The organism is Allobosea sp. RAF48, assembly GCF_052114025.1.
In the GTDB taxonomy this organism is placed as follows: Bacteria; Pseudomonadota; Alphaproteobacteria; order Rhizobiales; family Beijerinckiaceae; genus Allobosea.
Window position 1 is genome coordinate 20,804 of sequence record NZ_JBFRDZ010000013.1, and the last position, 20,773, is coordinate 41,576.

At 65.3% G+C, this 20,773-nt stretch carries 21 protein-coding genes; 13 read left to right on the forward strand and 8 right to left on the reverse strand.

What is annotated here, in order from left to right; genetic code table 11:
• The first annotated feature begins 113 nt into the window (after positions 1-113).
• A complete protein-coding gene (locus AB4Z10_RS21525) occupies positions 114-767 on the forward strand; it encodes an invasion associated locus B family protein (RefSeq protein WP_441472438.1) in 654 nt (217 codons plus the stop codon).
• 167 nt (positions 768-934) lie between these two features.
• Entirely contained in the window at positions 935-3,331 is a 2,397-nt protein-coding gene (locus tag AB4Z10_RS21530) for a transketolase-like TK C-terminal-containing protein (RefSeq protein WP_441472439.1), read from the forward strand.
• Between the two features lie 45 nt (positions 3,332-3,376).
• Here AB4Z10_RS21530 and AB4Z10_RS21535 read toward each other — a convergent pair whose 3' ends face one another.
• Positions 3,377-3,682 carry a hypothetical protein gene (locus AB4Z10_RS21535; protein WP_441472440.1) on the reverse strand — a complete coding sequence of 102 codons (306 nt, stop codon included), beginning with the start codon at positions 3,680-3,682 and terminating at the stop codon, positions 3,377-3,379.
• 116 nt (positions 3,683-3,798) lie between these two features.
• Positions 3,799-4,908, reverse strand: a complete 1,110-nt coding sequence (locus tag AB4Z10_RS21540; protein ID WP_441472441.1) for a hypothetical protein — start codon at positions 4,906-4,908, stop codon at positions 3,799-3,801.
• A 453-nt stretch (positions 4,909-5,361) separates the two neighbouring features.
• On the opposite strand from AB4Z10_RS21540, the gene AB4Z10_RS21545 reads away from it, so the two are divergent.
• From AB4Z10_RS21545 to AB4Z10_RS21555, 3 genes are all read left to right on the forward strand, one after another.
• A complete protein-coding gene (locus AB4Z10_RS21545; protein ID WP_441472442.1) occupies positions 5,362-6,396 on the forward strand; it encodes an aspartate-semialdehyde dehydrogenase in 1,035 nt (344 codons plus the stop codon).
• 145 nt (positions 6,397-6,541) lie between these two features.
• Positions 6,542-7,474, forward strand: a complete 933-nt coding sequence (locus tag AB4Z10_RS21550) for a DMT family transporter (protein ID WP_441472443.1) — start codon at positions 6,542-6,544, stop codon at positions 7,472-7,474.
• 119 nt (positions 7,475-7,593) lie between these two features.
• The gene (locus tag AB4Z10_RS21555) at positions 7,594-8,094 is read left to right on the forward strand and encodes a histidine kinase (RefSeq protein ID WP_441472444.1); all 501 of its coding nucleotides are present in this window, start codon (positions 7,594-7,596) and stop codon (positions 8,092-8,094) included.
• A gap of 10 nt (positions 8,095-8,104) precedes the next feature.
• Here AB4Z10_RS21555 and AB4Z10_RS21560 read toward each other — a convergent pair whose 3' ends face one another.
• Positions 8,105-8,728 carry a TetR/AcrR family transcriptional regulator gene (locus AB4Z10_RS21560; protein ID WP_441472445.1) on the reverse strand — a complete coding sequence of 208 codons (624 nt, stop codon included), beginning with the start codon at positions 8,726-8,728 and terminating at the stop codon, positions 8,105-8,107.
• A 209-nt stretch (positions 8,729-8,937) separates the two neighbouring features.
• Here AB4Z10_RS21560 and AB4Z10_RS21565 point away from each other — a divergent pair, with 209 nt between their 5' ends.
• From AB4Z10_RS21565 to bfr, 5 genes are all read left to right on the forward strand, one after another.
• The gene (locus tag AB4Z10_RS21565) at positions 8,938-10,146 is read left to right on the forward strand and encodes an HlyD family secretion protein (RefSeq protein WP_441472446.1); all 1,209 of its coding nucleotides are present in this window, start codon (positions 8,938-8,940) and stop codon (positions 10,144-10,146) included.
• Positions 10,147-10,167: 21 nt separating this feature from the next.
• Positions 10,168-11,754, forward strand: a complete 1,587-nt coding sequence (locus AB4Z10_RS21570) for a DHA2 family efflux MFS transporter permease subunit (protein WP_441472447.1) — start codon at positions 10,168-10,170, stop codon at positions 11,752-11,754.
• 231 nt (positions 11,755-11,985) lie between these two features.
• Complete coding sequence (irrA, locus tag AB4Z10_RS21575) at positions 11,986-12,519, forward strand: iron response transcriptional regulator IrrA (protein ID WP_441472448.1); 534 nt, start codon at positions 11,986-11,988, stop codon at positions 12,517-12,519.
• Positions 12,516-12,803 (forward strand): (2Fe-2S)-binding protein, encoded by a 288-nt coding sequence (locus AB4Z10_RS21580; protein WP_441472449.1) that lies wholly within the window; start codon positions 12,516-12,518, stop codon positions 12,801-12,803. Before irrA ends, AB4Z10_RS21580 begins: the two co-directional genes overlap by 4 nt.
• A gap of 126 nt (positions 12,804-12,929) precedes the next feature.
• Positions 12,930-13,424, forward strand: a complete 495-nt coding sequence (bfr, locus tag AB4Z10_RS21585) for a bacterioferritin (protein ID WP_441472450.1) — start codon at positions 12,930-12,932, stop codon at positions 13,422-13,424.
• A 226-nt stretch (positions 13,425-13,650) separates the two neighbouring features.
• Here the strand turns inward: bfr and AB4Z10_RS21590 are convergent, their stop codons facing one another.
• Entirely contained in the window at positions 13,651-14,328 is a 678-nt protein-coding gene (locus AB4Z10_RS21590) for a cold-shock protein (protein WP_441472451.1), read from the reverse strand.
• 325 nt (positions 14,329-14,653) lie between these two features.
• Between AB4Z10_RS21590 and AB4Z10_RS21595 the strand changes: the two genes are divergently transcribed.
• Positions 14,654-15,268 (forward strand): GNAT family N-acetyltransferase, encoded by a 615-nt coding sequence (locus tag AB4Z10_RS21595; protein WP_441472452.1) that lies wholly within the window; start codon positions 14,654-14,656, stop codon positions 15,266-15,268.
• 74 nt (positions 15,269-15,342) lie between these two features.
• Here the strand turns inward: AB4Z10_RS21595 and AB4Z10_RS21600 are convergent, their stop codons facing one another.
• Positions 15,343-16,047: an AprI/Inh family metalloprotease inhibitor gene (locus AB4Z10_RS21600; protein ID WP_441472453.1), complete on the reverse strand. Its 705-nt coding sequence runs from the start codon at positions 16,045-16,047 to the stop codon at positions 15,343-15,345.
• Positions 16,048-16,223: 176 nt separating this feature from the next.
• Between AB4Z10_RS21600 and AB4Z10_RS21605 the strand changes: the two genes are divergently transcribed.
• Entirely contained in the window at positions 16,224-16,607 is a 384-nt protein-coding gene (locus AB4Z10_RS21605) for a RidA family protein (RefSeq protein WP_441472454.1), read from the forward strand.
• Positions 16,608-16,626: 19 nt separating this feature from the next.
• Here the strand turns inward: AB4Z10_RS21605 and acs are convergent, their stop codons facing one another.
• Positions 16,627-18,579 (reverse strand): acetate--CoA ligase, encoded by a 1,953-nt coding sequence (gene acs, locus AB4Z10_RS21610; RefSeq protein WP_441472455.1) that lies wholly within the window; start codon positions 18,577-18,579, stop codon positions 16,627-16,629.
• A gap of 233 nt (positions 18,580-18,812) precedes the next feature.
• On the opposite strand from acs, the gene AB4Z10_RS21615 reads away from it, so the two are divergent.
• Positions 18,813-19,958: a DUF2235 domain-containing protein gene (locus tag AB4Z10_RS21615; RefSeq protein ID WP_441472456.1), complete on the forward strand. Its 1,146-nt coding sequence runs from the start codon at positions 18,813-18,815 to the stop codon at positions 19,956-19,958.
• 72 nt (positions 19,959-20,030) lie between these two features.
• On the opposite strand, the gene AB4Z10_RS21620 is transcribed toward AB4Z10_RS21615, so the two are convergent.
• Positions 20,031-20,441: an EVE domain-containing protein gene (locus AB4Z10_RS21620; RefSeq protein ID WP_441472457.1), complete on the reverse strand. Its 411-nt coding sequence runs from the start codon at positions 20,439-20,441 to the stop codon at positions 20,031-20,033.
• Entirely contained in the window at positions 20,441-20,767 is a 327-nt protein-coding gene (locus AB4Z10_RS21625; RefSeq protein WP_441472458.1) for a hypothetical protein, read from the reverse strand. Before AB4Z10_RS21625 ends, AB4Z10_RS21620 begins: the two co-directional genes overlap by 1 nt.
• Positions 20,768-20,773 lie beyond the last annotated feature (6 nt).

A 20,773-nucleotide genomic window follows, 5' to 3' on the forward strand; every position in this document is an offset into this window, starting at 1 on the left:
TTGAATGAGTGAATTCTGCGTCGCTTTATCGATGATTGTGAGCGATTTCGCGCTTTCTCTCGTAATGAATTTCTGCAATAGCTCTGGCGATATATTCACCAGATCATAGCGCCATGCCCTGTCATATCTCCCGAAACGTCTCTCTCGCCGCCCTGGCCTTCGTGGTCGGTTCCTTTATCGCTGCGCCTTCGCTCATGGCGCAGGGAGAGTCGCCGCCTCAGCGCCCCGCCGCCCGGCCTCCGGCGAAACCCGCCCAGCCGGTCGCGCAGAACCAGGCTGCTGCGAGCGTCAGCCAACCCGCAGCGCAGACCGCGACGCTGCCGAACGGCGCGAGCGCGATCAACGAGACCTATGGTGACTGGTCGGTCGACTGCCGCATCGCCAATGGCCAGCGGCTCTGCGTGCTGCTGCAGTCGCAGGGCAACAGCCAGACCGGACAGCGCGTCTTCGCCATCGAGCTGCGCACGCCTAAGGACGGGCGCGCCGAGGGCACGATCCTGTTTCCGTTCGGCATGAAGCTGGAGAACGGAGCCGTCCTGCGCCTCGACGACAGGGATCTGGGCCAAGGACTGCGCTTCTCGACCTGCATGGCGCAGGGCTGCCTGCTGCCGATCTCCTTCCCGACGGTTGCGACCGACGCGATGAGGGCGGGCAAGACGCTGACGGTGGCGGCACTGAACCTGTCGAACAGCGAGCCGATTTCCTTCAACGTATCCCTGACCGGCTTCGCCGCCGCCTTCGACCGCATCGCGCAGGTCGACAGGTAGCCGGCAAGAAGGGCCGCGGCGCTGCCACGTCATTTGGCGATTTCAAGCGTCTCTGTGCTCTGCAATAGTCGAAGCCGCCAAAGTGGGTCGACAGAACACAGAAATTTGGCTCGTTCTGCCAGTGCTTCCGTGCATGATCGGCAGCACAGGGAGTTCGGGCCAAAACCATGACAACAGATGCGCGCCTGCCGTTTCTCGCCGAGCTTGAAAAGAAGATCCTCTGGTTGGCGTCGTGGACGATCCACAACGCCAACCATATCCGGCCGAATGAGGACGGCATGAAGGTCGGCGGGCATCAGGCTTCCTCCGCCTCGCTCGCCACGATCATGACGGCGCTCTACATGGCGGCGCTGAAGCCGCAGGACCGGGTGGCGGTGAAGCCGCATGCCTCGCCGATCTTCCACGCCATCAACTATCTGATGGGGCTGCAGACCCGCGAGAAGCTCGAGAATTTCCGCGGCTACAAGGGCGCGCAGAGCTATCCCTCCCGCACCAAGGACATCGACGATGTCGATTTCTCGACCGGCTCGGTCGGCCTGGGCGTCGCGCAGACGCTCTTTTCCTCGCTGACGCAGGATTACGTGAAGGCGCATGGCTGGGCCAAGGATCGTTCGGAAGGCCGTATGGTCTCGCTGATCGGCGATGCCGAGCTCGACGAGGGCAACATCTTCGAAGCCCTGATGGAGGGGTGGAAGCACGGCGTCCGCAATACCTGGTGGATCATCGACTACAACCGTCAGTCGCTCGACGCGGTGATCCGTGAAGGGCTCTACGACCGCTTCGAGACCATGTTCCGCAATTTCGGCTGGGACGTGGTCACGTTGAAATATGGCTCGCTGCAGCAGGCCGCCTTCAGGGAGAAGGGCGGCGAGCGGCTGAAGGCCTGGATCGATTCCTGCCCGAACCAGCTCTATTCGGCGCTGACCTTCCAGGGCGGCGCAGCCTGGCGCAAGCGGCTGATGGACGATCTCGGCGATCAGGGGCCGGTGACCAAGCTGATCGAGAAGCGATCCGATGCGGAACTCTCGAAGCTGATGTGCAATCTCGGCGGCCATGACCTGCCGTCGATCCTCGAAGCCTTCGAGTCGATCGACCATGACCGGCCGGTCTGCTTCCTCGCCTATACGGTGAAGGGTTTCGGTCTGCCGATCGCCGGGCACAAGGACAATCATGCCGGCTTGATGACCAAGGAGCAGCTCGACGGCTTCCGCAAGGCCAACAATATCCGCCCCGGCCATGAATGGGATCTGTTCGAGGGGCTCGGCCTGGCCGAGAACGAGATCAAGGGCTTCCTCGACAAGGTTCCGTTCTTCTCGGAGGGACGCCGGCGCTTCTCCGCCGCCAAACTGCCGGTTCCGGAAAGACTGGAGGCCGGCATCCAGCCGTCCATGTCGACCCAGATGGGCTTCGGCAAGGTGCTGGACGAACTGGCGAAAGCAGGCGGCCCGCTCGCCGACCGCATCGTCACGACCGCGCCGGACGTCACCGTCTCGACCAATCTCGGCCCCTGGGTGAACCGGCGCGGGCTTTTCGCCAGGGCGTCGATGGCCGACACCTTCAAGGACGAGCGCATCCCCTCGATGCAGAAATGGGAGTTCTCGCCCAAGGGCCAGCATATCGAGCTGGGCATCGCCGAGATGAATCTGTTCATCAACCTCTCGGCGCTCGGCCTCTCGCATTCGATCTTCGGCGAGCGGCTGATCCCGATCGGCACGCTCTACGACCCCTTCATCTCGCGCGGCCTCGATGCGCTGAATTATGCCTGCTACCAGGACGCCCGCTTCATGGTCGTGGCGACGCCGTCGGGCGTGACGCTGGCGCCGGAGGGCGGCGCGCACCAGTCGATCGCAACACCGCTGATCGGCATGAGCCAGGACGGGCTCTGCGCCTTCGAGCCGGCCTTCGTCGACGAGCTGGCGGTGATGATGCGCTGGTCGTTCGACTACATGCAGCGCGACGGCGAGGGCGATCCCGACGAGCGGACCTGGCTGCGCGACGAGACCGGCGGTTCGGTCTATCTGCGCCTGTCGACCCGGCAGGTCGAGCAGCCGAGCCGGGCCATGACGCCGGAACTTGAGCGCGACATCATCGACGGCGCTTACTGGCTCAGGAAACCGGGGCCGAACGCCTCGGTCGTCATCGCCTATACGGGCGCTGTCGCGCCGGAGGCGATCGAGGCCGTCGGGCTGCTGGGCGAGGACAGGCGCGACGTCGGGCTGCTCGCCATCACCTCGGCCGACCGGCTCAATGCCGGCTGGCAAGCGGCCGAACGGGCACGCCAGCGCGGCAACCACGCTGCGACAAGCCATATCGAGCGACTGCTCGGCGATCTGTCACGCGATTGCGGTATCGTGTCGGTGCTGGATGGTCATCCGGCGACGCTGGCCTGGCTCGGCAGCGTCCATGGCCACCGGCAGAAGGCGCTCGGCGTCGAGCATTTCGGCCAGACCGGTACGGTCGCCGATCTCTACCGGCATTTCGGCATCGATGCGAATGCGATCGTCCACGCCGCGAATGCCGCGTCGCCCGGGCGTCCGGTGCGCTATCTCAAGGCTTTGCCTTAAGCCGGTCCGTCATGGCCGGGCCTGACCCGACCATGACGCGTTTCGTCAGTAACCCGGCGTTGAGAAGGTATTGGCGAAGGGGTTGACGCCCGCGCCGATGCGGGGCGGCAGTGTGGCTTCGCCATAAAGCTCGCCGACGTTGGCATAGACCGGCGAGGTATAGGGAGCCTGGTTGGCGTAGCGGTTCAGCGAGCCGACCGGAACGACGTTTCCGGCATCGAAGTAGCTGCGCTTCTGGACCGTGACGCGCAGCGGCCCGCGGCGGTTCTGCGCCTCTGCGATCGTTGCGAGGACGGTCGATGCCGCCAGGGTGATGGCGAGAACGGTGGCAACACGCTTGAACGGCATCATGGCGGCAATCTCCGGGAGTGGATGCACCCACTCCATGTAAGCATCAGAAATCCGACGCAAAGAGTAGCACGCTGTCGTTAACAATTTTGTTAGAACGGCGGCGTTTTGCGAGAGCGTCAGGGCTGGTGGCGATTCGGCTTGGCGCGACGCTTGCCGGGCTCGGCAACGGCACGCGGGGGCTCTGCGCTGGCGGTCTTCATCCGCAGAGACGGCAAGCTGCCGTCGACATCGAGCCAGGATGCCTTGCGGCCGCTCGCGGAGAGGCGCGGAGGAGCGCAGGCCGGTTCGCGGTTGAGTTCGCTGCGGGCGAAGACCCTGCGCAATTCCGGGTCGACCGGGCCGGCGAGATCGAGCCGGTCGATGAGGCAAGCCAGCTGCCGGCGGTCGCTCGGCTTCGAACCGGCGCACCACCACCCGCTCATGGCGAAGCCAGCTTCGCCGGGAGGCGAGCGAAATGCGATGCAGGCGCGGCTTTGCGTGCCCTCGCCGAGCACGACGTCTGCCGTTTCCAGCGGACCGAAACGGGTCTCTGTCGGAGCGGGCGTGCTGCTGCGTTCGACGGCGAACCCTCGCTGGGCGGCGTCGTGCACCAAGGCAACCATGAAGGAGCGCGTTCCGGCGGCGGCGTCATCGCCCGTCGCCAGGCGCAGGACGAGATGCGGTTTCGGCTCGGCGAAGCCACCGAAGCTCAAAAGATCCTCGCGACGGCCGCCGTCCTGGCTGCGCCGCGCTTCCAGGGCGGGCGTTTCCCGGCCGAGTTCGGATGCCTCCAGGCTGAACATCGTGCTGGGACGGGGGATCGCGACCCAGTCTTCCGCAGCAGCCGGGGCGCGCTGCCGGCGCGGAGATGCCCCGGTCTGGGCCGATGGGCCTGTCGCCGGCAGGGCCAGACTGGCCAGCTGGGTCGGGGCCTCGTCCTTCGCGGAAAGGCCGGTGATCAGGGCTGCCGTCAGCCCGATGCCGCTCAGAGCCGCTGCGCTGCGCCAGGCGAGCGCTCCGGTCAGCCCGAGGCCGCGGCGCGGCAGAAGCTGGCGGGCGACACGCGTGCTCCAGCGGAAGCCGCCCTCGATGCGGTCGGCGCAGCCGATGAGGAAAGGGACGATGTCGATGCCGGCAAGACGCGCGGCGATGCTGCGAGAAAAAGCGACGCCTTGCAGGAGCATCGGCCTGAGCTGGTGGAGCCCCGCCTGCAACCTCGAAACCGCATCGCCCGAACGCAACCGCAATCCATCGCTCCCGCGCCGCGCAGGGGCGGCATCCTCCTTCAACTGCAGGTAAGCTCGCCTGCGAAGCGTCGCCGGCAGGTTACCGGCCGGCGCCGATCGCTCGGCAGCGTGAATCGCCGGTCAACGAGCAGGGTTAATGGCGCAGATTCAGGTTGGTCCTCGGGGGGAATTGACTTTTTCGCGCCGTGGGTGTTCTGACAGAGCTGCGGTGCAGCAATGCGCCGCTTGCGAAGTTTGCAGCCCTTCGGGATTGGCTCTGTGACTGTCCGTCTGACGACGACGAAACTCACGACCAAAACGACGACCGGGAAAGCCGGTACGTCGCGCTGACGCTTCGCCTCGGTTCCGGGTCCCATCTCCCCCCGGCGGGGGCAGATCGCCGAACCCGCCCGAAAGGGCGGGGCGGCCCCCAAAGGGAGATCCGAACCGCCCCCATCCGCAAAGGATCACATCATGAGCTTCAAGGTCGCAGTGGTCGGTGCAACCGGCAATGTAGGCCGCGAGATGCTGGACATTCTCGCCGAGCGCGCTTTCCCCGTCGGCGAGGTCGTGGCGCTGGCCTCGTCCCGCTCGATCGGCACCGAGGTTTCCTTCGGCGACCGGACGCTGAAGGTGAAGGCGCTCGAGCATTACGACTTCTCCGACACCGATATCTGCCTGATGTCGGCGGGCGGCGAGATTTCGAAGGTCTGGTCGCCGAAGATCGGCGCACAGGGCGCCGTCGTCATCGACAATTCTTCGGCCTGGCGCATGCATCCCGACGTGCCACTGATCGTGCCGGAGGTGAATGCCGCCGCCGCTGCCGGCTTCTCCAAGATGAACATCATCGCCAACCCGAACTGCTCGACCGCGCAGCTCGTCGTGGCTTTGAAGCCGCTGCATGACCGCTTCGGCATCAAGCGCGTCGTCGTGTCGACCTATCAGTCGGTGTCCGGCGCCGGCAAGGAGGGCATGGACGAGCTCTTCAACCAGACCCGCGCCGTGTTCTCGGCCGGTGAGGTCACCACCAAGAAGTTCCCAAAGCGCATCTCCTTCAACCTCATTCCGCAGATCGACGTCTTCATGGAGGACGGCTTCACCAAGGAAGAGTGGAAGATGATGGTCGAGACCAAGAAGATCCTCGACAAGAACATCAAGCTGACCGCGACCTGCGTGCGCGTGCCGGTCTTCATCGGCCACTCCGAGGCGGTCAACATCGAGTGTGAAAAGCCGATCACCGCCGACGAGGCGCGCGAGGTGCTGCGCACGGCGCCGGGCATCCTCGTGATCGATAAGCACGAGCCCGGCGGCTACATCACCCCGCATGAAGCGGCCGGCGAGGACGCGACCTACATCTCGCGCATCCGCGAGGACGCGACGGTCGAGAACGGCCTCGCCTTCTGGTGCGTCTCCGACAATCTGCGCAAGGGCGCGGCGCTCAACGCGATCCAGATCGCCGAGGTTCTGGTCAACCGCAAGCTGATCCAGCCGCGCAAGCAGGCCGCCTAAAGCAAACTGCGCAGCCGACCCTGTCCGAAAACCGGGCAGGGTCACACGCAATGTCCACGCGCATGGGCGGGCGACCGTCTTTGCGTGTGGATATGCAGGGCAAAAGGGCTAAGGCTTGAGCATTCCTTGCGCGCGAACCGAGCCCTTGCCCAACGCTCCCCTCCAGAAAACGCCGGCCGTCCCTCCACAGGAAGGCAGGCCGCTACGCATCGACAATTCCGCGCGTGGCATCGCGCTCGTGCTGCTCTCATCCATTTTCATGTGCAGCGGCGACATCGCCTCCAAATATCTCGCGACCACCTTGCCAGCGCTCCAAATCACCTGGATGCGCTATGGCACCTTTGCCGCGATCATGCTTGTGACCGTCTGCTTCACCGGTGGCTTCCGCAGGATGAGAACCCGCCGGCCTGGCCTGCAGGTGCTGCGGGCTTTGGGAGTGACGATCTCCTCGATCCTGTTCGTGGCCGGGCTGCACGATCTGCCGATGGCGGACGCGACCGCCACCTCCTTCGTTTCGCCGCTCTTCGTGACGGCGCTTTCGATTCCAATCCTGGCCGAAACCGTCGGCTGGCGGCGTTGGCTCGCCACGATCGTGGGACTGTTGGGCGTGATGGTCGTGGTGCGTCCCGGTGGCGCCGGCTTTCATGGCGCGTCGTTCTTCGTTCTCGGCTCGTCGTTCTTCTGGGCGTTTTCGCTGATCATGACTCGGATGATGAGCCGCACCGAGATCCCTGTGGTGACGCTGGCCTATTCCGCCACGATCGGCTTCATGCTGCTTTCGCTGGCCGTGCCGTTCAGTTGGCAGGCGCTCGATCTCAAGACGATCCTGATCGGCGCCTTCATCGGCGGCATCTCGACGATCGGGCATATCTTCCTGATTCAGGCCTTCCGCTATGCGGACGCTTCGCTGCTGGCGCCCTTCGCCTATTCGCAACTGCTCTGGGCCTCGATCTTCGGCTATCTGGTTTTCGCAGCGATCCCGGATATCTGGACCTATGTCGGCGCCAGTATCATCGCGGCTTCTGGGCTCTACACGGCCCATCGCGAGCGCATCCGCGCCAGGCAGGTCGCCGGCTGACGGCCGGTAACCAAGGATCGCGATAGCGCCGCCGCTTCGTCCTGGGATACGTGGCATCGCGGCAATGTTGCTATAGGGTGACGTTGCGCCACCCGGCGTTTTCTTCCCAGGAACGACCTATGCCGATCCATCTCGCACGCGCGGTTTTCGCCGCCAGCCTTTTCCTGCTGCCGGGGCTCGCAAGCGCCAAGACCTACTCGATTCCCGATCCCAAGCCCGTCGCGGTGATCACGATGCCGGACGACTGGGAATCCACCGAGATCGACAAAGGCGTCGAATCCACCTCCGATGACGAGGCCGTCTACATCTCCGTCGAAGTGACGGAGCTGAAGGATGCCGCACAGGCCATCGCTGAAGCGGTCACCTGGCTGAAGAGCAAGGGCGTCGTCGTCGATCCCGCGACGCAGGAGAAGAAGCCGTTCTCCAACAACGGCATGGAAGGCGTCCAGGTGCAGTGGACCGGCAAGGACGAGGATGGCCCCACACATGTCAGCCTGACCTTGCTGCAGGTGACCGAGACCAAAGGCCTTGTCGTGACCTACTGGGCCTCGCCCGAGGGCGAAAAGGAAAACCTCAAGGACCTGGCCTCGATCATCGATAGCCTGAAGGCGCTGAAATAGGGCGCCACGGTCAGCGCGCGGCCGGCTCGGCGCCGGCCGCGCGTCCATAGCGCGCCATGAACATCGCGATTGCCTCGCCGACGACGTGGCGGATCTCGTCCTCGGTCGGCGGGGTGCGGACGGCGTTGAACAGCCGCGGCCGCGTCAGGGTCGACTGGCAGAGATCGAGGAACTGGAAGGCCGCGAGATAGGTGTCGTCGATCGCGAGCTTGCCTTCGGCCACCATGCGGTCGAGATAGCCCGCGATCAGCCGTGAGCCGAGCATCGGGCCGTTCTCGTAGAATTCGCGGCCGAGATCCGGCATGCGCTCGGCGACGCCGATGACGACGCGATGCGCGCTCACCGCCAGCTCGTCATTGATCACCCGCACGATACAGTAGCCGAAATTGCTCAAGGCCCGCACGGGATCGGAATCCTCGTTCAGGGCCTCGATCGCGCCGCGCTTCTGGGCTTCGCGCTCGCGCTGGATCAGGGCGACGAAGAGATGCTCCTTGTCCTCGAAATAGACGTAGAGCGTGCCCTTCGACACATTTGCTGCCGCGGCGATGTCGCTCATGCTGGCGGCGTCGAAGCCGCGCGAGGTGAACACTTGCAGCGCGCCGTCGAGGATCTGGCGGCGCTTGTCCGGATCCATACCGGCGATCCGGCGGTTGCGCGGGCCCGTCTTTACCGGGACTTCAGAGGTTTCCGTCATCATACTCTGGCCCGGCCTGCGGGCTCTGCATGGCAGCTGCGAAAAAAGAATCGAACCAATCGGTTCGATTTGACTTGATATGCATCATCTCTCGCGCTATTTCAAGCGCAATCGAACCGAGCGGTTCGAATTGACACGCAGGACGCATCATGTCTGCAGAAACCGCATCCGAACCGCGGCGTGACCGGCTGAAGCTCGTAGACGCACAGGCCGAGACCGCCCAGCCGGCCGAGCCGGCCACCGCCCGCGAGGCGCGCGAAGCGCCGGCCAGGGAGGCTCCGCCAACACCCGCAGCCGACAAAGCCAAGGGTGGCAAGAGCCCGCTGAAGCGCGGCATCATGATGGTCGCGGCGACTGCCGTCGTTGGCGCCGGCCTGTGGTACGGCATCGACTGGTGGCGCAATGGCCGCTTCATCGTTTCGACCGATGACGCCTATGTCAGTGCGGAGATGGCGACGATCTCTGCCAAGCTCGCGGCGAACATCGCGACCGTTTCCGTGACGCAGAACCAGGAGGTCAAGGCCGGCCAGCCGCTCGTGGCGCTGGACGATGGCGACTGGCGGATCGCGCTCGACAGCGCACGGGCCAAGAGCGCCACGGCGCGCGCTACGCTGGCGCGCATCGACAGCCAGATCGAGGCCGGTCGCGCCGCGCTCTTGCAGGCGCAGGCGCAGCAGGTGTCGGCCGAGGCGGCGGTGACGCGCACCACGGCCGATTTCGAGCGCGCCAACAGCCTCGCCGCCAAGTCCTATGGCTCGCAGGCAACGCTCGATGCGGCGACGGCTGCGCGCGACCAGGCGGTCGCTTCGGTGGCGAGCGCCAAGGCCGGCGTCGTGCAGGCGCAGGCCAATATCAAGGTGCTGGAGGCGCAGAGGGTCGAGGCTGCCCGCCAGATCGACGAGCTCAAGGTTGCCGAGCAGAAGGCCGAGCGTGACCTTTCCTTCACCAAGATCGCCGCGCCGATCGACGGCGTCGTCGCCAACACCAATCTGCAGCTCGGCGACCTCGTCAGCGCCGGCAAGCGCCTGATGTCGATCGTTCCGCTTGATCAGGTCTATGTCGATGCCAACTTCAAGGAGACCCAGGTCGGGCCGCTGAAGGTCGGCGACAAGGCAAGCATCACGGTCGATGCCCTGCCGGGCAAGGTCTTCCACGGCACGGTCAGCGGCATCGCCGGCGGCACGGGCTCGGTCTTCACGCTGCTGCCCCCGGACAACGCGACCGGCAATTTCACCAAGATCGTGCAGCGCGTGCCGGTACGCATCGTGCTCGACAAGGAATCGACTGGTCAGCATGTGCTGCGGCCGGGCATGTCGGTCATCGTCTCGATCGATCCGCGTCCCGCCAGCCAGCGCTGACCCTCAATCGAGGAGGCCACCATGGCCACCGCGACCGTAAATGTGCCGGCGGGAGCGCCGCCGGCATCGGACGCCATCCCCTTACGCCGGATCTTCGCCTTCCTGGCGATGGTCTTCGGCATGTTCATGGCGATCCTCGACATCCAGATCGTCTCGGCCTCGCTGGCGGAGATCCAGGCGGGCCTGTCGGCATCGGCCGATGAGATCGCCTGGGTGCAGACGGCCTATCTGATCGCGGAAGTGATCATGATCCCGCTTTCCGGCTATCTCAGCCGGGCGCTGTCCACGCGCGTCTTCTTCTCGATCGCGGCGGCGGGCTTCACCATATCCAGCGTGCTCTGCGCCCAAGCGTCCTCGATCAACGAGATGATCCTGTGGCGGGCCGTCCAGGGCTTCATCGGCGGCGGCATGATCCCCGGCGTCTTCGCTGCGGCCTTCACCATCTTTCCGCCGTCGAAGCGCCCGGTGGTCTCGCCGCTGATCGGCCTCGTGGCCACGCTGGCGCCGACGATCGGCCCGACGGTCGGCGGCTATCTCAGCCACGCCTTCTCCTGGCACTGGCTCTTCCTCGTCAACGTCGTGCCGGGCATCGGCGTGACGATAGCGGCCTGGACGCTGATCGACTTCGACAAGCCGCAATACGACCTGATCAAGCGCTTCGACTGGCTCGGGCTCGCCGGCATGGCAGCCTTCCTCGGCAGTCTCGAATATGTGCTGGAGGAGGGGACGCGGCTCGACTGGTTCCAGAGCCATGAGATCGTGTTCTTCTCGGTCGTGATGGTGTTCGGTGCCGTGCTGTTCTTCTGGCGGGCGCTGACGCGCGACGACCCGCTCGTCGATCTCTACGCCTTCAGGAATCGCAACTTCGCGTTCGGCTCCCTGTTCTCCTTCTGCATGGGCATCGGCCTCTACGGGCTGACTTATCTCTACCCGGTCTATCTCGGGCGCATCCGTGGCTATGACGCGTTGATGATCGGCGAGACCATGTTCGTCACCGGCCTCGCCATGTTCCTGACAGCGCCGATCGCCGGGCGGCTCTCGGCCAAGCTCGATCCGCGCGTCCTGATGATGATCGGCTTTGCGGGGTTCGCGCTTGGAACCTGGTGGGCCTCGTTCATCACCGCGGACTGGGACTTCCGTGAGCTTCTGGTCCCGCAGATCCTGCGCGGCTGCTCGCTGATGCTGTGCATGGTGCCGATCAACAACATCGCGCTGGGGTCGCTGCCGCCGCAGCAGCTCAAGAACGCTTCCGGCCTCTACAACCTGACCCGCAATCTCGGCGGCGCCGTCGGGCTCGCGGTGATCAACACGCTGCTGAACACGCGCACGGACCTGCACATCACGCGGCTGCATGAGATGGTCGTGGCCGGGCGCGGTGTTGCGGAGGAGGCGCTCGCCAATACGGCGCTGCGCTTCGGCGACTATGGCGACGCAGCGCAGAAGATGGCGCTGGCCCTCATCAACCAGCGCGTCCACAAGCAGGCGCTGATCATGGCCTTCAGCGACGTCTTCCTCGGCCTGACCTTGATCTTCGCCAGTCTCGTCGTGCTGTCGCTCTTCCTGCGCAAGCCGCCCAAGGCCGCTGCCGGGGGCGGCGGCGGCCACTGAAAACAAGGCTGCGCGCGGGATGGCCCGCCGCGTGTCGTCCCCTCCTCACGCCTCCTCAATGGCGGTCATGCCCGCGATTTCGTGATCGCCAAGCTGTGGGCGCTGCCGGATGCCGCAGCCACGAAGATTGACAACCGGTGCCGATATTGGCAAATATGTGAGTAATATCAGTAGTTTAGAGGATTTCTAAACTGTGCGGCCGGGCAACCGGCGTGGTGGAAGGCGTTATCGATGAGCGTTCTGACGAACAAGGATCAGGATCACAAGCCGGTGGCGGGCGACCATATTCCGTGGCCGCAGAAAAACCCCGCCTCGTGCCCGATCAGCTCGGTGAAGGCTCGTTTGCGCACCGCCGGCCTGCGCCCGACGCGCCAGCGCATGGCTCTGGGCTGGCTGCTCTTCGCCAAGGGCGACCGCCATGTCAGCGCCGAGATGCTCTATGAGGAGGCGCTGCGCGCCCGCGAGCCCTTGTCGCTGGCGACCGTCTACAACACGCTGCGCCAGTTCTCGGAAGCGGGCCTGCTGCGCCAGGTCTCGGTCTCCGGGCCGAAGACCTTCTTCGATACCAACGTGTCGGAGCATCATCATTTCTATAACGAGGACGACGAGACGGTTACGGATATCCCCGGCTCGACCATCCATGTCTCCGGCCTGCCGGAGGCGCCGGAAGGCATGGTGGTCTCCTCGGTCGAGGTGATCGTGCGGCTGCGCCGCGCCGATGGCGAAGAGATCGAAACCAAGCGCGTGGTGGGCCATCACGCGTGATCGTCTGTTCCTGCAACGTTATTTCCTGCCGTCAGATCAAAGGGACTGTCGCTCCCGACGGCAGCGGTCCGCGGACGGCGGGCGAGGCCTATGACTGCCTCGGCTGCAGCCCGGACTGCGGGCGCTGCGCCCGTGAAGTGCGGACCCTTCTGGCGGAGGCGCGCGCCGCCTGCGCGACGCAATGCAGCAGCTGCGCCAGCCGCGAGATCGAATGTGCGGTGCAGGTCACCGTCGAGCGCATGCTTGAAGGCATCGCGGTCGTCGAGGATGCCGCCGCGGCCTGAGCCGGAACGGCTTTCGTTTTGCCGCTCGCATTCGGCGCGCCGCAAAAGCGGATTTACCTCTTCCCTTCCGAGCTTGCCCTGTCTACATTAGTATTATTCTAATGTAATTTATTGGGGTGCTCCGCCATGAAGGGCGACAAGAAAGTCATCGAATATCTCAACAAGGGGCTGCGCTCGGAGCTCACCGCCATCAACCAGTACTGGCTGCATTACCGGATGCTCGACAATTGGGGGCTGAAGGAAATGGCCAAGACCTGGAAGAAGGAATCGATCGAGGAGATGGTCCATGCCGACCGTTTCGTCGACCGCATCCTCTTCCTCGAAGGTTTCCCGAACCTGCAGACGCTCGACCAGCTGCGCATCGGCGAGAACGTCAAGGAAGTCATCGAGTGCGATCTCAAGGCCGAGGTCGAGGCGCGCGCCCTCTATCAGGAAGCGGCGAGATACTGCCGTGACGTCGGTGACTACCCGTCCGAGGATCTGTTCAAGGCCCTGATGAAGGATGAGGAAGGCCATATCGACTTCCTCGAAACGCAGCTCGACTTGATCGGGCGCGTCGGCCTCGAACTCTACACCCAGAAGCATATCGGCGGCCTCGAAGGCGACGATCACGATCACTGAGAATGGCTCGGGGAGTGCGTCCTCGGCGGCGCTCCCCGATTTCACGCCGTCAGGCTGCTAGAGCATTTTCGCGTTTCTCCGAACCGCGGAAATGCACGAAGTCTTTATTCTTCGCATTTTCTTCACGCGGACCGATATCCACTTCGTTCGAAAATGCTCTGGTGAATGCCAAAAGAAAAGGCCCGCCATTGGCGGGCCTTTGACGTTTGGAGCGATCTGATTCGGATCAGATGAAGCTGACGTTCGCAGCTTCCGGGCCCTTGCGGCCGGCGCGGATCGAGAAGCGCACGCGCTGTCCGTCGACCGGCGGCTGCAGGCCGCTGCGGCTCAGCGACGAGACGTGCAGGAAGACGTCCGGGCCGCCCTTGTCGGGGGCGATGAAGCCGAAGCCGCGATCCGAATTGAAGAACTTCACGGCGCCGTCGAAGGGGCCTTCGACCGGGCCGCTGTCGCGGTCCTGGAAGCCGCCGCCGCCGCGCGGGCCGCGGTCACCGCCGCCGAAGCCGCCGCGGTCGCCGCCGAAGCCGCGATCACGATCGCCGCCATATCCGCCCCGATCCCGATCGCCGTAGCCACCACCGAAATCGTCACGCGGCGGGCGCGGCGAGAAGGCGCGCGGAGCCGGAGCGGTCTGAGTCGCGGTAGAGGCATCGATCTCGTGGATCGCGACGACCTGGAGGCCGCGGCGTCCCTCGCCGAGATCGGCGACGATGGTGGCGCCGGGCAGCAGGTCCTGCTGATCGAGCGGGCCGATCGCCGAGACGTGCAGAAAGACATCGCCCGAACCATCGGCGGGCGATGCGAAACCGAACCCCTTCTCGGGGTCGAACCACTTAACCTTGGCTTCGATATTTTCGTGCGTGACGAAAGGCTGGGCAGCAGGAGGCTTGCGACGATCGAACATGGAGCTTCAAGTATGAGTGACCGGGAGCACGCAACTTAGCTCATGCCGGGCGCGCCGTCATCGGGGTACGTGCGAAATTATCGCACGACGATATCCGTGGTTGTAGTGCTTTTTTTCGTGGCGTCCCCAGGCTGTTGAGAGCCGAGTGTCATGTCTTTTCTGCATGGGATTTTGCGGTAGAGGCTCAAATCTTAGTCAGACCCGGCAAAAATGCCGCAGCTCGATGCCTTGCATTCGCCCGAATCCGGCACGATCTGGGGAACGCGTTAGGGAAGATACGCTCCTGGTCGGCAGTGCGCGCTTCGCGCTGTTCAGGAGATGACAATTGGCTCGTTCGAAACTCGCCGGCGTGAAGGCCGGCACGGGCGTGATCCGGCGGCTGTGGCCGACGGAGCGCTATTTGCTGCGGGAACATCTGCTTCGGCTCGATCCGGTGACACGCCATCAGCGGTTCGGCACGGCGGTCAATGATGCCTTTCTCGAGAATTATGCGACGACGACCTTCGGCGTGGGCGGACTCGTCTATGCCTATGTCGAAGACGGGATTGTTCGCGGTGCCGCCGAGCTGCGCGGCCTCGACGATATCGTCGCGCAGACAGGCGAGGCGGCTTTCAGCGTCGAGGGCGACTGGCGCCGGCGCGGTATCGGCACGGATCTTTTTCACCGGCTGATTACCGCGGCGCGCAACCGCAGCATCCGCACGCTCTACATGACCTGCCTGCCCGGGAACGCGGCGATGCGCCGGCTCGCCGCCAAGTTCGAGGCGGATCTCGTCGGCGGCTACGCGGATGTGGAAGGCGTGATCATGACCGGGGGGCCGACGCCCTTCACGATTCTCGACGAAGCGCTGGACAATGCCACGGGCTTTGCGACGCTCGCCCTGTCGATCCAGAAGAACTTCTGGCCGACGACCCTGCTTGCCCGCGCGCTCAGGCCGTAATTCGTCGCCGGCTTAAACCGCAGCGCAGGGCGGATCGAGGCGCTTCCGCCCGCGCTTCGTGTGCTGGCCGCAGACTACCTGCTGAGCGATAGCCCCGCACCGGACTTGGTCACCGCGCCATCGAGCGAGCTGCCGCCGCCGCGCAGGCGCGCCGCAACGGTGCCGCCCTGCTGGTAGAGATAGACCTCGCCGTCGCGATAGTCCCAGGCCGTGATCTTCTGCAGATCCCGATTCGCGCAGCCAGACGAGCTGGCGCGATAGAGATCGAGCGTCGGCGTGCTCGACAGTTGAATCCGGCAGGAGCCGCCGGTCGCCTCCCGTGCCGTCCAGCCGCCGACCATGCCGTCGCGGCTTGCGGCCGGGCGCGGCGCGGTGGCACTTGAGCCGAGCCCGGCGACCTGGTTGCTGCTGCCGCGCAGGCCGGGCGCCTGCTCCGGCTGACCCGTCGGCGGCAAAGGTTGGCCGCCGGGTGGCAGTGCCTGGCCCTGCGGCGCGCCGGCGCCGGGATTGAAGAACGGATCCTGCGGAGCGGGCAGGCCCCCTCCCGCCGGCGGCGGCGCGGACGCGGCCGGATAGCCGCCGGGCGGCGGCAGCGGCTCCGAGGTGATCGGCGCTGAGCTGACCGGAGGCGCCGAAGGCAGAACCGGCTGATCGTAGGATGGCGCGTTCATTACCGGGCCGGAGAAGCGCTGAGAGCCTGCGCAGGCCGTCAGAACCAGCAGAGGCAGAAGGGCAGCCGCGCGGGTGAGGGCGGCAGGCGTGGCAGTCATCGTCATCATGCGGCGCGGGTTCCGATCTCGGTCAGCCGAACTTTGCGTCATTAGCACAGGAACTCAATGAACGCGGCATGAGCATGATCTAGCGCAGGCCGGGCGCGATGCGAACCCGCGATACATGCTCTGGTTCCAACAGATGTGGGCAGGCATAGTCCGGACGATTCCCGGAGACCTCCCCCATGAAGCCGCTCAACCCCGCCGCGATCGCGCCGCCCTTCGCCCGCTACAGCCACGGCATGGAGGTGCCGGCGGGCAGGCGGCTCGTCTTCTGCTCGGGCCAGCTGGGGATCGCCGCCGATGGGAGCGTGCCCGAGGATGTCCGGGCTCAAGCCGACCTGTGCTTTGCCAATATCGCAGCGATTCTGGCCGAGGCTGGGATGACGCTCGCCGATACCGTGCGGGTCAATGCCTATGTCACCGACCGCGCCTACATGAAGGGCTATATGGAATCGCGCGACGCTCATGTCGGCACGCCGCCGCCCGCCTCGACCCTGATGATCGTCTCGGGCTTCACCCGGCCGGAGTTCAAGGTCGAGATCGAGGTGGTGGCGGCGGCTCACTGAGCGCCGCCACCAAAGGGCGTCAACCGGCCTTGCGCTTGTTCTGCCGGTTCTCGATCAGGTCGTCGACGACGGCGGGATCGGCCAGTGTCGAGGTATCGCCGAGCGCACCGAACTCGTCCTCGGCGATCTTGCGCAGGATGCGACGCATGATCTTGCCGGAGCGGGTCTTGGGCAGTCCGGGCGCGAACTGGATCAGGTCCGGCGAGGCGATCGGGCCGATCTCGTTGCGGACATAGGCAACGAGTTCCTTGCGCAGCGTGTCGCTGGGCTGTTCGCCGGCCATCAGGGTGACATAGGCGTAGATGCCCTGGCCCTTGATGTCGTGCGGATAGCCGACGACTGCGGCCTCGGAGACCGAGGGGTGCGCGACGAGGGCCGATTCGACCTCCGCCGTGCCCATGCGGTGACCGGAGACGTTGATGACGTCGTCGACGCGGCCGGTGATCCAGTAATAGCCGTCTGCGTCGCGCCGGCAGCCGTCGCCGGTGAAATACTTGTTCGCATAGGTGGCGAAATAGGTGTCCATGAAGCGCTGATGGTCGCCATAGACCGTGCGCATCTGGCCCGGCCAGCTGTCGGCGATAACGAGGTTGCCCTCACAGGCACCCTCCTGCACCTGGCCCGCGGCATCGACGATCTCGGGCTTGATGCCGAAGAAGGGCCGGGTGGCCGAGCCGGGCTTGAGCTTGGTCGCGCCCGGCAGCGGCGTGATCAGGATGCCGCCGGTCTCGGTCTGCCACCAGGTATCGACGATCGGGCAGCGGCGATCGCCGACGACACGGTGATACCACTCCCAGGCTTCCGGATTGATCGGCTCGCCGACCGAGCCGAGCAGGCGCAGCGAGGCGCGGCTGGTCTTCTTCACCGGATCCTCGCCGGCGCCCATCAGCGAGCGGATCGCGGTCGGTGCGGTGTAGAAGGTGTTGACCTTGTGCTTGTCGATCACCTCCCAGAAGCGGGAGATCGACGGATAGGTCGGGATGCCCTCGAACATCAGCGTCGTAGCGCCGTTCGCGAGCGGGCCGTAGAGGATGTAGCTGTGGCCGGTCACCCAACCGACATCGGCGGTGCACCAGTAGATATCGCCATCATGGTAGTCGAAGACATATTGGTGCGTGATCGCGGCGTAGACCAGATAGCCGGCCGTGGTGTGCAGCACGCCCTTCGGCTTGCCGGTCGAGCCCGAGGTGTAGAGCAGGAAGAGCGGGTCCTCCGCATTCATCTCGGCAGCCGGGCAGTCGCCGGAAACCTTGGCTGCCTCGTCGTGATACCAGACGTCGCGGCCCGCCTTCATAGAGACATTGCCGCCGGTGCGCTTGACGACGATGACGGTGCCGATGCCGCCCTTCACCTTGTCGTCGGCGAGGTCCACGTTCTTCTTGAGCGGGACCGAGCGGCCGCCGCGCAGGCCTTCATCGGCGGTGATGACGATCTTGGAATCGGAATCCTCGATGCGGCTCGCCAGCGAGTCGGGCGAAAAGCCGCCGAAGACCACCGAGTGGATGGCGCCGATGCGCGCGCAGGCGAGCATGGCGTAGGCTGCCTCGGGGATCATCGGCAGGTAGATGGTGACGCGGTCACCCTTCTTGACGCCATGCTCCTTGAGGACGTTCGCGAACTTGCAGACCTCGGCGTGGAGCTGGCCGTAGGTGATCGTCTTGGACTCGGCGGGGTTGTCGCCCTCCCAGATGATCGCGGTCTGGTCAGCGCGTGTGGCGAGATGCCGGTCGACGCAGTTATGGGCGACATTGGTGGTGCCGTCCTCGAACCATTTGATCGAGACCTTGCCCGGCTCGTAGCTGGTGTTCTTGACTTTGGTGTAGGGCTTGAACCAGTCGATCCGCTTGCCGTGCTCGCCCCAGAATTTCTCCGGATCCGCGACCGAGGCCGCATACATCTCCTGATAGCGAGCGTTGTTGACCCAGGCCTTCTCGGACCAGCCGGCGGGCACGTCGTAGATCGTCTCGGACATTCGGGTGTCTCCCCAGACTTGGAACGTCTGTGTTGCGTTGGTCCCACCGCTCTGGCGAGCGGTTGGGACATCGCTTCCTTTGAATTCCCCGCATCATAGGATGCGCGCACGGCGCGGCAACCCATTGTGCGTCGCACTTTCGTGGCAGGGGCAGGCGCTGGAAGCATGGTTGGGGGCCAAATTGTCCCCGGAGCGCCTCATCACATGGTAGGGTGCGGGCGCGGGAGGGCTCCATGGCGCGCAATGTCTGCATCTTCTCGGATGGGACGGGGCAGGCCGGCGGTGCGAACCCGATCAACTGGACGAGCATCTACCGCCTGTTCATGGCGACGCGGGAGGTCGATCCCGCCCGTCAGATCTGCTTCTACGATCCCGGGTTGGGCTCGAACCCGGACGAGGGCGAGATTCGCGGGCCGCTTCGGCGCTTCAAGGACCTGCTGGCCCAGGCGACCGGCTACGGCATCACCGACAACATCATCGATTGCTACGCCGCTCTGCTCTGCGCCTACAGGCCGGGCGACCGCGTCTTCCTGTTCGGCTTCAGCCGCGGCGCCTACACCGTGCGCAGCCTCGGCGGGGTGCTTGCGCTCTGCGGTGTGCCGGGCGGCTTCATCAATGTGCTGCGCTGGGACGGCTTCACCGACGCGGTTCAGGCGCGCGAGGTGCGGGAGCTCGCGGCCAGCGCGGTGAAGGATGTCTACATGATCCGCGACCGCGCGGCGCGGATCGAGGCCGCTGCGGCGTTCCGGCAACGCCACGCTACCCAGCCGGCGCCTCCGTTCTTCGTCGGCGTCTGGGATACCGTGCGCGCGCTTGGCCTGCCGGCTATCGGCAGCCTGCCGGGGCGCCACAAATTCCACGACGCGATCCTCAACCGGCAGGTCGCCCATGGTCGCCAGGCGCTCGCCATCGACGAGAACCGGCAGGTCTTCGCGCCCGAGCTCTGGGACGAGACGCAGGCGCCGCCGGGACAGATCAGGCAAGTCTGGTTTGCCGGCGTGCATACCGACATCGGCGGCGGCTATGGTCTGCAGATGGGGCTGACCGACCTGGCACTCGGCTGGATGGTCGCGGAAGCGCGGGCCGCCACGCCTCCGCTCATCGTCGAGCCGGGGCTGGTCGCAGAACTCAGGCCCGATGCGCTCGGCCTCCAGCATGACGAGCGCAAGACCTCATGGCTGCCCTGGAGCGAGGGCACGCGGGGGAGCTTCGTGCTGCACCGGTTCCAGCCGCAGCCGGCGCGGATGGCTGATGCCGTCGAGCCACGCCTGAAAGCTCCGGCGGTGCCGATCCTCGACGAGAGGCTGCCTTATCGGCCGCGCGCGCTGGCTAAATATCCGCCCTTCGCCGCCTACTACCGCGGCCCAGAACCTATCTGATGAGCCCTCATCCTTCGAGACGCCGCGTTCCGCGGCTCCTCGGGATGAGGGCTATGAATTTTCTGATGGGGATCAGAGGCCGCCCATCTTGCAGACGAGGTCCCATTCCTCGTCCGTCACCGGCTGGACCGAGAGGCGGAAGGAGGTGACCAGCGACATCTTGGCGAGCTTCGGCTCAGCCTTGACGGCAGCGAGCGAGACCGGCTTCGGCAGCGGCTTCACCGCCTTGAAGTCGACCAGGACCCAAGGCGGGCCGGCCGCTTCCCAGGGGTAGGCTTCCTTGATGACCTCGACGATGCCGACGACCTCGAGACCTTCGTTGGAGTGATAGAAGAACACCTGATCGCCCTTCTTCATCGCCATCAGGTTGAGCTTGGCGGTGTGGTTCTTCACCCCGTCCCAATGCGTGCCCTTGGCGCCGGCCTTGACCTGGTCGTCCCAGGACCAGACCGAGGGTTCGGATTTGATCAGCCAGTGAGCCATCAGGCTTCGTCCTCCTTGAGCGGCACCGGCGGCTGCGAGGCCGCCTCGCCCTGTTCGTTCCAGAACCGCACCATCTCGCGCGTCAGGGCGGCGTAATCCTTGGGGTCGAGCTCGACGCGGACCTCGCCCTCGCCGAAGGGCAGGATCAGCACGAAGCGATGGGTGCCCTCGGCCTTGCGCCGGCGATGCTGAAGCACGGGGCCTGCAATCCGCCCGGCCAGCGGGACGGGTTGGCCTTCGGCAATGAGCTCGGACCCCGTCGTCTTCTTGACCTCGGCGATGCCGCGCGCGACGCGCTTGGTGAGATCGGACCAGTCGTTTGCCATGCCCGT

Bases quoted from the DNA above. Each gene is read 5' to 3' on its own strand.
- AB4Z10_RS21525 (WP_441472438.1), top strand. From the start codon at position 114: ATGCCCTGTCATATCTCCCGAAACGTCTCTCTCGCCGCCCTGGCCTTC.
- AB4Z10_RS21530 (WP_441472439.1), top strand. From the start codon at position 935: ATGACAACAGATGCGCGCCTGCCGTTTCTCGCCGAGCTTGAAAAGAAG.
- AB4Z10_RS21535 (WP_441472440.1), bottom strand. From the start codon at position 3,682: ATGATGCCGTTCAAGCGTGTTGCCACCGTTCTCGCCATCACCCTGGCG.
- AB4Z10_RS21545 (WP_441472442.1), top strand. From the start codon at position 5,362: ATGAGCTTCAAGGTCGCAGTGGTCGGTGCAACCGGCAATGTAGGCCGC.
- AB4Z10_RS21555 (WP_441472444.1), top strand. From the start codon at position 7,594: ATGCCGATCCATCTCGCACGCGCGGTTTTCGCCGCCAGCCTTTTCCTG.
- AB4Z10_RS21560 (WP_441472445.1), bottom strand. From the start codon at position 8,728: ATGGATCCGGACAAGCGCCGCCAGATCCTCGACGGCGCGCTGCAAGTG.
- AB4Z10_RS21565 (WP_441472446.1), top strand. From the start codon at position 8,938: ATGTCTGCAGAAACCGCATCCGAACCGCGGCGTGACCGGCTGAAGCTC.
- AB4Z10_RS21570 (WP_441472447.1), top strand. From the start codon at position 10,168: ATGGCCACCGCGACCGTAAATGTGCCGGCGGGAGCGCCGCCGGCATCG.
- irrA (WP_441472448.1), top strand. From the start codon at position 11,986: ATGAGCGTTCTGACGAACAAGGATCAGGATCACAAGCCGGTGGCGGGC.
- bfr (WP_441472450.1), top strand. From the start codon at position 12,930: ATGAAGGGCGACAAGAAAGTCATCGAATATCTCAACAAGGGGCTGCGC.
- AB4Z10_RS21590 (WP_441472451.1), bottom strand. From the start codon at position 14,328: ATGTTCGATCGTCGCAAGCCTCCTGCTGCCCAGCCTTTCGTCACGCAC.
- AB4Z10_RS21600 (WP_441472453.1), bottom strand. From the start codon at position 16,047: ATGATGACGATGACTGCCACGCCTGCCGCCCTCACCCGCGCGGCTGCC.
- AB4Z10_RS21605 (WP_441472454.1), top strand. From the start codon at position 16,224: ATGAAGCCGCTCAACCCCGCCGCGATCGCGCCGCCCTTCGCCCGCTAC.
- acs (WP_441472455.1), bottom strand. From the start codon at position 18,579: ATGTCCGAGACGATCTACGACGTGCCCGCCGGCTGGTCCGAGAAGGCC.
- AB4Z10_RS21615 (WP_441472456.1), top strand. From the start codon at position 18,813: ATGGCGCGCAATGTCTGCATCTTCTCGGATGGGACGGGGCAGGCCGGC.
- AB4Z10_RS21620 (WP_441472457.1), bottom strand. From the start codon at position 20,441: ATGGCTCACTGGCTGATCAAATCCGAACCCTCGGTCTGGTCCTGGGAC.
- AB4Z10_RS21625 (WP_441472458.1), bottom strand. From the start codon at position 20,767: ATGGCAAACGACTGGTCCGATCTCACCAAGCGCGTCGCGCGCGGCATC.